The 12,853-nt window shown below is 72.2% G+C and carries 8 protein-coding genes; all 8 read right to left on the reverse strand.

Annotation, left to right across the window (positions count from 1 at the left end; genetic code table 11):
- Nucleotides 1–6: 6 nt before the first annotated feature.
- The 8 genes from ahcY to ACN20G_RS36145 all read right to left on the reverse strand — a co-directional run bounded on the left by ahcY (nt 7) and on the right by ACN20G_RS36145 (nt 12,839).
- Complete coding sequence (gene ahcY / locus ACN20G_RS36110) at nt 7–1,476, reverse strand: adenosylhomocysteinase (protein WP_424217597.1); 1,470 nt, start codon at nt 1,474–1,476, stop codon at nt 7–9.
- The gene (gene metF, locus ACN20G_RS36115) at nt 1,454–2,488 is read right to left on the reverse strand and encodes a methylenetetrahydrofolate reductase [NAD(P)H] (protein WP_424217598.1); all 1,035 of its coding nucleotides are present in this window, start codon (nt 2,486–2,488) and stop codon (nt 1,454–1,456) included. The genes ahcY and metF overlap by 23 nt, the downstream gene beginning before the upstream one ends.
- A 30-nt stretch (nt 2,489–2,518) precedes the next feature.
- Entirely contained in the window at nt 2,519–6,010 is a 3,492-nt protein-coding gene (gene metH, locus ACN20G_RS36120) for a methionine synthase (protein WP_424217599.1), read from the reverse strand.
- Nucleotides 6,007–6,993, reverse strand: coding sequence for a carbohydrate kinase family protein (locus ACN20G_RS36125; RefSeq protein ID WP_424217600.1), 987 nt, complete (start codon nt 6,991–6,993; stop codon nt 6,007–6,009). Before ACN20G_RS36125 ends, metH begins: the two co-directional genes overlap by 4 nt.
- Nucleotides 6,994–7,074: 81 nt before the next feature.
- Nucleotides 7,075–8,283 (reverse strand): methionine adenosyltransferase, encoded by a 1,209-nt coding sequence (metK, locus tag ACN20G_RS36130; protein ID WP_424217601.1) that lies wholly within the window; start codon nt 8,281–8,283, stop codon nt 7,075–7,077.
- 47 nt (nt 8,284–8,330) lie between these two features.
- Nucleotides 8,331–9,746 carry a lyase family protein gene (locus ACN20G_RS36135; protein WP_424217602.1) on the reverse strand — a complete coding sequence of 472 codons (1,416 nt, stop codon included), beginning with the start codon at nt 9,744–9,746 and terminating at the stop codon, nt 8,331–8,333.
- Nucleotides 9,743–11,749, reverse strand: coding sequence for an FAD/NAD(P)-binding protein (locus ACN20G_RS36140; protein WP_424217603.1), 2,007 nt, complete (start codon nt 11,747–11,749; stop codon nt 9,743–9,745). Before ACN20G_RS36140 ends, ACN20G_RS36135 begins: the two co-directional genes overlap by 4 nt.
- Before the next feature lie 49 nt (nt 11,750–11,798).
- On the reverse strand, nt 11,799–12,839 hold the full coding sequence (locus ACN20G_RS36145) for a methyltransferase (RefSeq protein WP_424217604.1): 1,041 nt from the start codon (nt 12,837–12,839) through the stop codon (nt 11,799–11,801).
- Nucleotides 12,840–12,853: the final 14 nt, after the last annotated feature.

A 12,853-nucleotide genomic window follows, 5' to 3' on the forward strand; every position in this document is an offset into this window, starting at 1 on the left:
CGCGCGTCAGTAGCGGTAGTGGTCGGGCTTGTACGGGCCTTCGACCTTGACGCCGATGTAGTCGGCCTGCTCCGGGCGGAGGGTGGTCAGCTTGACGCCGAGGGCGTCGAGGTGGAGGCGGGCGACCTTCTCGTCGAGGTGCTTGGGCAGCACGTACACCTCGGTCGGGTACTCCTCGGGCTTGGTGAACAGCTCGATCTGGGCCAGGGTCTGGTCCGCGAACGAGTTCGACATCACGAACGACGGGTGCCCGGTCGCGTTGCCCAGGTTGAGGAGGCGGCCCTCGGACAGGACGATGAGGACCTTGCCGTCCGGGTGGGTCCAGGTGTGGACCTGCGGCTTGACCTCGTCCTTGACGATCCCGGGGATCTTGGCGAGGCCCGCCATGTCGAGCTCGTTGTCGAAGTGACCGATGTTCCCGACGATCGCCTGGTGCTTCATCCTCGCCATGTCCGAGGCCAGGATGATGTCCTTGTTGCCGGTGGTGGTGATGAAGATGTCGGCGGTCTCGACGACCTCGTCCAGGGTCGTGACCTGGTAGCCGTCCATCGCCGCCTGCAACGCGCAGATCGGGTCGATCTCCGTGACGATCACCCGGGCGCCCTGACCGCGCAGGGACTCCGCGCAACCCTTGCCGACGTCGCCGTAGCCCGCGACGACGGCCGTCTTGCCACCGATCAGGACGTCGGTGGCACGGTTGATGCCGTCGATCAGGGAGTGGCGGCAGCCGTACTTGTTGTCGAACTTCGACTTCGTGACCGCGTCGTTCACGTTGATCGCCGGGAACAGCAGGCTGCCCTCCGCCATCATCTCGTACAGACGGTGGACACCCGTGGTGGTCTCCTCCGTCACGCCGCGGATCTCCGACGCGAGACGGGTCCACTTCTGACCGTCCTCACCGAGGGTCCGGTTCAGGAGGGTCAGGATGTGCGCGTACTCCTCGGAGTCCGCCGTCGACGGGTCCGGGGCGGAGCCGGCCTTCTCGAACTCGACGCCCTTGTGGACGAGGAGGGTGGCGTCGCCACCGTCGTCCAGGATCATGTTCGGACCGCCGGTCGGGGTGTTCGGCCAGGTCAGCGCCTGCTCTGTGCACCACCAGTACTCCTCCAGCGTCTCGCCCTTCCAGGCGAAGACCGGGACGCCCTGCGGGTTCTCCGGGGTGCCGTTCGGGCCGACCGCGATCGCGGCGGCGGCGTGGTCCTGGGTGGAGAAGATGTTGCACGAGGCCCAGCGGACCTCGGCGCCGAGCGCGACGAGGGTCTCGATGAGCACGGCCGTCTGCACCGTCATGTGCAGGGAGCCGGTCACGCGGGCACCGGCCAGCGGCTGAGTCTCGGCGTATTCGCGGCGGATCGACATCAGGCCGGGCATCTCGTGCTCGGCCAGGGTGATCTCCTTGCGACCGAACGCGGCAAGGGAGAGATCGGCGACCTTGAAATCGGTCAGGGTGGTGTCAGCGGGCGGTCGCGAGGACATCGGTGCTCCTGTGGTCATGGTGAGAGGAAGAGGAAGAGGAGGAAAGGTCGGCGGGGGTGCTCGGGATGCCCGGCACGGCCGATGAGCCGAGCACGTCGCGGTGGATGTCCAGAGTGGCCGTCGACTTGTTCAGGGTGATGTAGTGCAGTCCGGGGGCGCCCTCCGCGAGCAGGCGCCGTGCCATCCGCGTCGCGTGGTCCACGCCGATGCGCCGACCGGCGGCCGGATCGTCCCGTGCCGCCTCCAGCCGCGCGGCCAGGGCGACGGGGAAGTGCGCGTCGCTCAACTCGGCGAAGCGTCGCACCTGACGGAAATCGGTGGCCGGCATGATCTCGGGGATCACCGGGGTGGTGCAACCGGCGGCGGCCAGCCGGTCGCGCAGCCGCAGGTAGTCCTCCACCCGGAAGAACATCTGCGTGATCGCGTAGTCCGCGCCCGCCTCGCACTTCTCCACGAAGTGCCGGATGTCGCTCTCCCAGTCGGGCGAGCGCGGATGCCGCTCGGGAAAGGCCGCGACACCGACGGAGAAGTCCCCGGACTCCCTGACCAGGCGCACGAGGTCCCGGGCGTGGGTCAGGCCCTCGGGATGGGGCACCCACGGCCCGCGGGGGTCGCCCGGCGGATCACCCCGCAGGACGAGCACGTCGCGCACGCCCGCGTCGGCGTACCGGCCGATGATCTGCCGCAGTTCCGCCACCGAGTGCCCCACGGCCGTCAGGTGGGCCACGGGCCGCAGGGTGGTCTCGGCGGCGATCCTCTCGGTGACCTCGATGGTCGTGTCCCGGGAGGACCCACCCGCGCCGTAGGTGACGGACACGAAGGTCGGCGCGAACCGCTCGATCCGGCGGATCGCGCTCCACAGCGCGTGGGCGCCGGCCGCCGTCTTCGGCGGGAAGAACTCGAAGGAGAAGGTGGGTTCGGCGCGTTCCCGGGCCGTGCGAAGGGCCTCGCGCAGACCGGGACGGGCGAGCGGCCGGGCTGCGACCGGCGGCGCCGCGGGTGACGACGGCATGACGTGCTGTTCCTTTCCGACGTTCCGACCTCAGCGTGCGTTGAAGTACTTCGCTTCGGGGTGGTGGATGACGATGGCGTCGGTGGACTGTTCGGGGTGGAGTTGGAATTCCTCGGAGAGGTGGACGCCGATGCGTTCGGGCCGCAGGAGGTCGGCGATCTTCGCGCGGTCCTCCAGGTCGGGGCAGGCCCCGTAGCCGAGCGAGAAGCGGGCGCCGCGGTATTTGAGGGCGAACATGTCCTCGACGTCGGCGGGGTCCTCGCCGGCGAAGCCGAGTTCGGAGCGGACCCGGGCGTGCCAGTACTCGGCGAGGGCCTCGGCGAGTTGCACGGACAGGCCGTGGAGCTCCATGTAGTCGCGGTAGGCGTCGGCGGCGAACAGCTTGGCGGTGGCCTCGCCGATCCTGGAGCCGACGGTGACGACCTGGAGCCCGACGACGTCGACCTCCCCGGACTCCTCCGGCCGGAAGAAGTCCGCGAGACACAGGTGCCGGCCACGCCGCTGACGCGGGAAACTGAACCGGGTGCGCTCCCCACCGTGCTCGTCCAGGATGATCAGATCATCACCCTTGGACACGCACGGGAAGTAGCCGTGCACGACCGCAGCCTCCAGCAGGTTCTCCGTGTGCAGCTTCTCCAACAACCCGCGCAGCCGGGGTCGCCCCTCCGTGTCGGCGAGCTCCTCGTAGGACGGCCCGCCCTTGGCCTGTTTCAGGCCCCACTGGCCCTTGAAGAGGGCGCCCTCGTCGATCCAGGAGGCGTAGTCCTTCAAGGGAATGCCCTTGATGACACGGGTGCCCCAGAACGGCGGCGTCGGGATCGGATTGTCCACGGACACGTCCGAGCGCGCCGGCAACTCGGGCTCCACGATCTCCAACGGCGTGTCGCGCTTGGCGACGCGCCGCTGCTTCAGCTCGGGGAGAGCCGCCCCCGGCACACCGCGTTTCACCCCCATGAGCGCGTCCATGAGGCGCAGGCCCTCGAAGGCGTCACGGGCGTAGCGGACCTCGCCCTCGTAGATCTCGTGGAGGTCTTGTTCGACGTAGGCGCGGGTCAGGGCGGCGCCACCGAGGATGACGGGATAGTCGGCGGCCATGTTCCGCTGGTTGAGCTCCTGGAGGTTCTCCTTCATGATCACGGTGGATTTCACGAGGAGACCCGACATGCCGATGACGTCGGCCTTGTGTTCCTCGGCGGCCTCCAGGATCGCGGCCACGGGCTGCTTGATGCCGAGGTTGACGACGTTGTAGCCGTTGTTGGAGAGGATGATGTCCACGAGGTTCTTGCCGATGTCGTGGACGTCGCCGCGGACGGTCGCCAGGACGATGGTGCCCTTGCCCTCCGCGTCGGACTTCTCCATGTGCGGCTCCAGATGCGCGACCGCCGTCTTCATCACCTCGGCCGACTGGAGCACGAACGGCAACTGCATCTGCCCGGAACCGAACAGCTCGCCGACGACCTTCATGCCCTCCAGCAGCGTGTCGTTGACGATCGCGAGCGCCGGCCGCTCCGTCAACGCCTCGTCGAGATCGGCCTCCAGACCGTTCTTCTCCCCGTCCACGATCCGCCGCCGCAACCGCTCCTCCAACGGCAGGGCGAGGAGCTCCTCCGTCTTCCCGGCCTTCAACGACTTGGTGTTGACGCCTTCGAAGAGGGCCATCAGCTTCTGCAGCGGGTCATAGCCCTCCGCACGCCGGTCGTAGATCAGATCGAGAGCGGTGGTGACCTGCTCCTCGTCGAAACGGGCGATCGGCAGAATCTTCGACGCGTGCACGATCGCCGAGTCCAGGCCGGCTTTGACGCACTCGTCGAGGAACACCGAGTTCAGCAGGATGCGGGCGGCGGGGTTCAGACCGAAGGAGATGTTCGACAGGCCCAGGGTGGTCTGCACCTCCGGCCGGCGGCGCTTCAACTCCCGGATCGCCTCGATGGTGGCGATGCCGTCACCCCGGGACTCCTCCTGCCCGGTACAGATCGTGAACGTGAGCGTGTCGATCAAAATGTCCGACTCGCGGATGCCCCAGTTCCCCGTCAGGTCCTCGATGAGGCGCTCGGCGATGGCGACCTTGTTCTCGACGGTGCGGGCCTGGCCCTCCTCGTCGATGGTCAACGCGATCAGGGCCGCGCCGTGCTCCCCGGCCAGGGCGGCGACCTGCGCGAACCGCGAGTTCGGACCGTCGCCGTCCTCGAAGTTCACCGAGTTGATCACCGCCCGGCCACCCAGCTTCTCCAGACCGGCCCGCAACACCGGAACCTCGGTGGAGTCCAACACGATCGGCAGGGTCGAGGCGGTCGCGAAGCGGCCGGCCAGCTCCTCCATGTCTGCGACGCCGTCGCGGCCCACGTAGTCCACACACAGGTCGAGCATGTGGGCGCCCTCACGGATCTGGTCCCGGGCCATCTCCACACAGTCGTCCCACCGGGCCTCCAACATGGCCTCACGGAACTTCTTCGACCCGTTGGCGTTCGTGCGCTCGCCGATCGCCATGTAGGAGGTGTCCTGCCGGAACGGCACCGCCTGATACAGCGACGACGCACCCGGCTCCGGCCGCGGCTCCCGCACCGTCGGCGTCAGACCGCGGACACGCTCGGCGACCTGCCGCAGGTGCTCGGGGGTGGTGCCGCAGCAGCCGCCGACCAGCGACAGCCCGTACTCGCGGACGAAGGACTCCTGCGCGTCGGCCAGCTCGCTCGGGCCGAGGGGGTAGTGGGCGCCGTCCTTCGTCAGGACCGGCAGGCCCGCGTTCGGCATGCACGAGAGCGGGATCCGGGCGTTGCGGGCGAGGTGCCGCAGGTGCTCGCTCATCTCCGCCGGCCCCGTCGCACAGTTCAGACCGATCATGTCGATCCCGAGCGGCTCCAACGAGGTGAGTGCGGCGCCGATCTCCGAGCCGAGCAGCATGGTGCCGGTGGTCTCCACCGTCACCGACACGATCAACGGCACCGACAGACCCAACGCGTCCAGGGCACGGCGCGCGCCGATCACCGACGCCTTGGTCTGCAACAAATCCTGGGTGGTCTCGATGACCAGGGCGTCCGCGCCGCCGGAGAGCAGGCCCTCGACGTTCACCTGGTAGGCGTCACGGATCGTCCGGAAGTCGATGTGGCCGAGGGTGGGGAGCTTGGTGCCCGGGCCGACCGAGCCCAACACCCACCGCTGCCGCCCGGTGCTCGCCGTGAACTCGTCCGCGACCTCCCGCGCGATCCGGGCACCCGCCTCGGACAGCTCGAAGTTGCGGTCGGTGATCTCGTACTCGCCCAACGCCGAGAAATTCGCACCGAAGGTGTTCGTCTCCACCATGTCCACACCCGCCGCGAAGTACTCACGGTGGACGTTCGCCACGATGTCCGGGCGCGTCACGTTCAGAACCTCGTTGCAGCCCTCCAACTGCTCGAAGTCCTCCAGGGAGGGGTCCTGGGCCTGGAGCATGGTGCCCATCGCACCATCGGCGACCACCACACGGGTGGCCAGTGCCTCACGGAGGGCGTCGATCCGCTGTCGCGGGGTGGGCGGGGTGCTCATATCGCGGAACCTCGCAGTCGGGTCTCCATGTCCCGGGCGGCGTCGGCGCCGTAGGCGTGTTCCACCCGCAGCAGCAGGTCGGCGGCGGACAGTTTGTACTCCTGGGTGCCCGTCGACTCCAGCACCACGGTCGCGATCGCGCAGCCGAGCCGGGCCGCCTGTTCGGGGGACCACTGCCAGGACAGGCCCGCGAGGAAGCCGGCGCGGAAGGCGTCACCCGCGCCGGTCGGGTCGGCGATGTCCCGCGTGGGGACGGCCGGGACGAGTTGTCGGGGGTGGCCGGCGCGGGCGATGGCCGCGCCGTTCTCGCCGAGGGTGGTGATCCAGGTGCCGACGCGGTCCAGGATCTCCGGTTCGCTCCAGCCCGTCAGCCGGCCGAGCAGGGCGGCCTCGTACTCGTTGGTGAACAGGAACCGGGCCCCGTCCACCAGGGCGCGGGCCTCGTCGGCCGTCAGCCGGGCCAGCTGCTGTGAGGGGTCGGCGGCGAAGGGGATGCCGAGGTCGCGGCATTCGGCGGTGTGCCGCAGCATGGCGGTGGGGTCGTTGGGGGAGACCAGGACGAGGTCGAGGCCGCCGTCCCGGGTCGCCGCGGGGGCCAGGGTGATGTCCCGGGCCGCGGCCATGGCCCCGGTGTAGAAGGTGGCGATCTGGTTGAGGTCGGCGTCGGTGGTGCACACGAAGCGGGCCGTGTGCAGGGTGTCGCTGACCAGCACCAGTTCGGTGTCCACGCCGTGTTCGTGGAGCCATCGCCGGTAGTCGGCGAAGTCGGTGCCGACGGCCCCGACCAGCAGCGGGCGGACGCCGAGCCGGCCGAGACCGAGGGCGATGTTGGCGGCGACGCCCCCGCGCCGGACCTCCAGACGGTCGGCGAGGAAGGACAGCGAGACCCGGTCGAGCCGGTCGGGGATCAGTTGGTCGGCGAAGCGCCCGGGGAAGACCATCAGGTGGTCGGTGGCGATGGAGCCGGTGATGGCGATGCGCACGGGTCTCTCCTCGGAGGCGGGGTCGTGGCGCGGGGGCGGGGGCGGGAACGGTGGCGGCGGGGCGGGGCCGGGGCGGGCCGGTTACAGGCCGGCGGCGGCGCGCAGGGCGTCGACGCGGTCGGTGCGCTCCCAGGTGAACTCGGGCAGCTCGCGGCCGAAGTGGCCGTAGGCGGCGGTCCGGGCGTAGATCGGGCGGAGCAGATCGAGGTCGCGGATGATCGCGGCGGGGCGCAGGTCGAAGACCTCGGTGACGGCGGCCTCGATGCGGTCGGTGGCGACGCGGGCGGTGCCGAAGGTCTCGACGAAGAGGCCCACGGGTTCGGCCTTGCCGATCGCGTACGCGACCTGGACCTCGCAGCGGGAGGCGAGGCCCGCGGCGACGACGTTCTTGGCGACCCAGCGCATCGCGTACGCGGCCGAGCGGTCGACCTTGGACGGGTCCTTGCCGGAGAAGGCGCCGCCGCCGTGTCGGGCGTAGCCGCCGTAGGTGTCGATGATGATCTTGCGGCCGGTGAGGCCGGCGTCGCCCATCGGGCCGCCGATCTCGAAACGACCGGTCGGGTTGACCAGCAGGCGGTAGCCCTCGGTGTCCAGCTTGATGCCGTCCGCGGCGAGTTCCCGCAGCACGTGTTCCACGACGTGTTCGCGCACGTCCGGGGAGAGCAGGCCGTCGAGGTCGATGTCGGCGGCGTGCTGGGAGGACACGACGACCGTGTCGAGTCGGACGGGTCGGCTGCCCAGGTATTCGACGGTGACCTGGGTCTTGCCGTCGGGGCGCAGGTAGGGGACGGTCCCGTTCTTGCGGACCTCGGTCAGGCGGCGCGCGAGGCGGTGGGCCAGCTCGATGGGGAGCGGCATCAGGTTCGGGGTCTCGTCGCAGGCGTAGCCGAACATCAGGCCCTGGTCGCCGGCGCCCTGGCGGTCGAGTTCGTCGTCCTCGCCCTCGACGCGGGTCTCGTAGGCGGTGTCGACGCCCTGGGCGATGTCCGGGGACTGCCCGCCGAGGGACACCGAGACGCCGCAGGAGGCGCCGTCGAAGCCCTTCTGTGAGGAGTCGTAGCCGATCTCCAGGATCTTCTCGCGCACGAGGCGGTCGATCGGGGCGTAGGCGGAGGTGGTGACCTCGCCGGCCACGTGCACCTGGCCGGTGGTGACGAGGGTCTCCACGGCGACGCGGGAGGTGGGGTCCTCGCGGAGCAGGGCGTCGAGGATGGTGTCGCTGATCTGGTCGGCGATCTTGTCGGGGTGGCCCTCGGTCACGGACTCCGAGGTGAACAGGCGGCGGGACATGGGGACTCCTGGGCGGTCGGGGTGGTCGGGGCGGTCGGGGTGTGGGGTCAGGGTGCGCGCAGGGCGCGGTCGACGAGGGGGCCGGCGGCGCCGGTGTACGCGGCGGGGTCGAGCAGTTCGGCGAGGCGTCGCGCGTCGAGGTGCGCGGTGACCTCGGGGAGCGCGGCCAGCACCTCGGACAGGGGCACGCCGTCCCGCGCGGCCCGGGCGGCGGCGTCGGTGAGCAGTCGGCGGGCCCGGTCGCGGCCGAGGGGGACGGCGAGGACGGCGGCGAGCCGTTCGGAGACCAGCGCGCTCCCGGTCAGGTCCAGGTTGGCGCGCATCCGCGCGGGGTCCGCGGTCATGCCCTCGGCGAGTTCGACGGCGGTGTGCGCGGCCCCGCCGGCCAGGCGCAGGCACTCGCGCAGCAGCGCCCATTCGGCGTGCCAGGCCCCGCCCGCCCGTTCGTCCTCGGCGACCACGCACTGGGTCAGGGCGGCGGCGAGGGCCGGTACCTGGAGGGAGGCGGCGCGGATCATGGTGGCGAGGACGGGATTGCGTTTGTGGGGCATCGCCGAGGAGGCGCCGCGGCCGGCGGGGCCGGGTTCGGCGACCTCCCCGACCTCCGTGCGCGTGAGGTTCTGCACGTCGAGGGCGATCTTGCCGAGGGCCCCGGCGGTGAGGGCCAGGGCGCCGGCGAGGTCGGCGATCGGGGTGCGCAGGGCGTGCCAGGGCAGGTGTTGGGGGGCCAGACCGGTCTCCCGGGCGAAGGCGTCGACGAGCCGGTCGAGGTACGTGCCGTCGGCGTCGGCGGCGGGGTTCGGGGCGGGGCCGTCGAGGGCCGCGAACTCCAGGTAGCCCGCGAGGGTGCCGGCGGCCCCGCCCAGCGAGACGGGCAGGGAGTCGGCGACGTCCGCCAGTCGGCGTTCGGCCTGTCGGACCAGTTCGCGCCAGCCCGCCGCCCGCAGCCCGAAGGTGGTGGGCACGGCGTGCAGGGCGAGGGTGCGGGCCGCCGCCGGGGTGTCGCGGTGTCGGGCCGCCGTCGCGGCCAGCGCGTCGGCGGTGCGGGCCAGGTCCGCGCGGATCAGGGCCAGGGCCCGCCGGGCCACCAGCATCGCCCCGGTGTCGAGGACGTCCTGACTGGTGGAGCCGCGGTGCACGTACTCGGCGGCGGCCGGGTCGAGGGCGGCGACCTCGTCGGTCAGGGCCCGGATCAGGCCGACGACGGGGTTGGCGGTCTCGCGGCCGGCCAGGGCCAGGGCGCGCACGTCGAAGGAGCCCGTGGCGGCGGCCTTGGTGACGGCCTCGGCGGCCGACGCGGGCAGCGTGCCGAGTGCCGCCTGGGCGCGGGCCAGGGCGGCCTCGGCGTCGAGCATGGCCCGGATCCACGCCTCGTCGGAGACGGCGTGCTCCACCGGGGTCCCGGCCCGCACCGGGGTCAGCAGGCCGCTGTCGAGGAGGGGTGTCGCGGCGGGGGCGGTCACGTGGTCACCCGCGTCAGGTCGGCGTCGGCGTCCCACCGGTCGCGCCGGCCGGGGGAGGCCGCGGGCGTCAGGTCGAGGACGGCGCGGGCGATGGCGTCGGAGTCGCCCAGGGTGACCGAGTCCACGCCGGGTCGGATGCCGGCGGCCGTCACCCAGTGGACGGCCTCGGTGGGTATTCCGTAGGCGAAGCGGCGCGGGTGGGCCCGGCCCTCGGCGTCCACCACGTGGTAGGGGCGTCGGGTGACGGTGAGTCCGCCGGTCTCGTGGCCGGTGCCGTAGGAGCCGGGGATCCGGTAGGGCGCGGCCTGGCCGGTGGCCAGCAGGTGGGCCAGCAGGGGGTCGTCGGTGCGTCGCAGGTCGGGTTCGGGGAGCCGGGCCTCGATGAGGGTGTCGGCGCGCACCGGTTCCCCGCCCACCCGGTCCGAGGTGGCCTCGAAGGCCGGTCCGTCGGGCCCGTCCGGGTCCACCCGCACCCGCATGCCGGGGCCGATGAGTTCCACGATCCCGGCCCGCATCAGCGCGGCCAGTTCCTCGATCCGCGAGACCGGCGGGCCGATGGACAGGAAGGCGTTGAGGGGGGTGTACCAGCCCTGGAGTTCGTCACGGTGGGAGTTGCCCTCCAGTCCGCCGTGGTCCACGATCAGCCGGATCTCGTTGCGCAGGTCGCGCAGCACGTCCAGGGCGGCCTTCAGGGGGCCGCTCAGGTTGCCGGCGCGGGCCTCCCGGGCGTCGGCGGCCAGGTGGTCCAGCAGCCACCGGCCGAACGCGGCGCGGTCGGCGAACACCCGCTGCCCGTAGGGCTGGGACAGGCCCTCCCAGCTCCACGCCACGTCGGCGGAGATCCGGTGGGCGGCCAGCAGTTCCCACGTGGCCTCGCCGGCGGGGGTGGCGAGGTAGCGGTCGACGAATTCCTCGCGTTCGGCGTCGCGGCCTCGGGAGGTCAGCAGGGTGCCGTAGTAGACGCTCTCGACCTCCCTGGCGACCAGGGGCCACACGTCGGCGCCGAAGTGGACCCGGTCGCCGGCCGCGGCGCGCGCCGCGAGGGCGGCGATCGTCTCGGGGGTCAGCAGCCGGGGGTGGTACCGGCCGTGCGCGCCCTTCTCGTTCTCGCCGCGCGCGTGGTAGGGGATGCCGCGCCGGGAACCGGCGTACAGGAGAGGTTCGCGGCCGGAGGGCCGGTAGACGAGGGTGCCGGGGCCGCCGTCGGGGTCGTCGACCCGTTCGAAACGGCCGCCGCGACCGGTGGTGAGCAGCGCCATGTGGTCGAAGAAGTTCAGCCCCAGGCCGCGCAGCAGCACCGGCCGGCCGGGCCGGGGGCCGCTCGGGTCCACGTCCGCCGGGTTCGCGGGCAGCACGTGCCGCAGACCCAGGGCCCGGGCCTCCTGCGCGGTGCGGGCCTCCCGGGGGGTGGGGCGCGCGGGCACGTGCCCCTGGGCGAGGACCACGGCGTCCAGTCCGTCGAGCCGGGTGCCGTCGGCCAGGGTCAGGCACTGGGCGTCGGGCGTGCCGCCCTCGCCGAGGGCGACGGCCGTCGTGCGGTGCACCCGCACGCGCACCCGCTCGGGCGCGCCCATCACGATCCGGTCGAAGGCGTCCTCCAGGTAGGCGCCGTACAGGGCGCGGCCGGGGTACGTGTCCGGGCCCAGTCGGGCCGCCTCGGCGAGGACGGCGGCGTCGACGCCCTCGGGGCCGGCGGGGGTCCCGGACAGGGCGAGGGCCGCGCACCACTCGTACAGGCTCGGGCCCTTCTCGACCGGTCCGGCCATCGTGACGCTGTCGTCCGTGAACACGGTCACCTGGGAGGCGACGGTGTTCATGAGGAGGTGTCGGGACTGGGCCGTGCGCCACACCCGGCCGGGTCCCGGCCGGTGCGGGTCGACCACGTGCACGGTGATCGTCCGGGGCGCGGACACGGTGCGCGCGTTGGCGCAGATCCGCTCCAGCACGGACAGGCCGCGGGGTCCGGCACCCACGATGCAGACCGTGAGGTCGCCGCTGCTCATCACGTTTCTCCGATACAGGTACGGGGGGAGGGGGCGGGCTCGCGCGCGCTCACGCGGCGGCCGCGACCAGCAGGCTGGTCTCCAGGGACAGGGGGTGCACCGACTCCAGGCGCAGGCCCGCCGCCGCGAGGACGGCCCGGTACCCGGCCAGGTCGCGTTCGCGACCGCCCGCGGCGACGAGCAGGTGCAGGTCGTACAGGAGCGGCAGCAGGGTCTCCCCGTGCTCCGGGACGACCCGTTCGAGGATCAGCAGCCGGCCGCCGGTGTCGCCGAGCGCGGCCCGCAGGCGGGACAGCAGGGCCACGCACCGGTCGTCGTCCCAGTCCTGGAGCACCCGTGACAGCAGGTACACGTCGGCGCCCGCGGGGAGCCCCGGCTCGTCCGCGAACAGGTCGACGGCGCGGGCCTCGTAGCGGTCCGGGCCGACCGTCGCGTCGAGGTGTTCGACGGCCACCGGGATCATGTGCGGTTGGTCGACGAGGATCCCGCGCGCCTCGGGACGGGCGGCCAGGACGGTGCCCAGCAGCATGCCGCTGCCGCCCGCCACGTCCACCACGGTCCGGGCCCCGGAGAAGTCGAAGGCGGCCGGCACGTCGGGGAAGAACACGTTGCCCGCGTTCATGGCCCGCTGGAACCGGGCCCCGGCCTCCGGGTCCCGCAGGTACTCGTGCAGGCTCTGCCCGAAGGCGTGCCGGAACCCGGACTCCCCGGTGCGGATCGCCGGCACCACCGCGCCCCAGGCCCGGTGGAACTCCTCGCCGTAGATGCGGACCATGGCGGCCAGGGAGCGGGGCACCCCGGTGCGCAGCAGTTCCCCGGTGGGGGTGAGCCGGTGCACGGGGCCGTCCGGGCCGGGGGCTTCGGCGGGTTCGAGGACGCCGAGCGCGGTCAGCAGCCGGGTCAGCCGGCGCACGCCGTCCTCGCCGGCCCCGGCGGCCGCGGCGAGCGCGGAGTCCGTGACGTGGCCGGCGGCGACGTGGTCGGGCAGGTCGAGCGCGACCGCCGCGTACAGGGCCTGGGCCTGCCAGGTGCCGGTGATCACGTCCACGACCCGGCGCACCGCTTCCTGGTCGGTCTTCTGGTCGGGCATGGTCGGTCCTTTGC

It is taken from the genome of Streptomyces dryopteridis (assembly GCF_049606955.1).
GTDB lineage: Bacteria > Actinomycetota > Actinomycetes > Streptomycetales > Streptomycetaceae > Streptomyces.

Bases quoted from the DNA above. Each gene is read 5' to 3' on its own strand.
- ACN20G_RS36140 (WP_424217603.1), bottom strand. From the start codon at position 11,749: ATGAGCAGCGGCGACCTCACGGTCTGCATCGTGGGTGCCGGACCCCGC.
- ACN20G_RS36145 (WP_424217604.1), bottom strand. From the start codon at position 12,839: ATGCCCGACCAGAAGACCGACCAGGAAGCGGTGCGCCGGGTCGTGGAC.
- metF (WP_424217598.1), bottom strand. From the start codon at position 2,488: ATGCCGTCGTCACCCGCGGCGCCGCCGGTCGCAGCCCGGCCGCTCGCC.
- metH (WP_424217599.1), bottom strand. From the start codon at position 6,010: ATGAGCACCCCGCCCACCCCGCGACAGCGGATCGACGCCCTCCGTGAG.
- metK (WP_424217601.1), bottom strand. From the start codon at position 8,283: ATGTCCCGCCGCCTGTTCACCTCGGAGTCCGTGACCGAGGGCCACCCC.
- ahcY (WP_424217597.1), bottom strand. From the start codon at position 1,476: ATGTCCTCGCGACCGCCCGCTGACACCACCCTGACCGATTTCAAGGTC.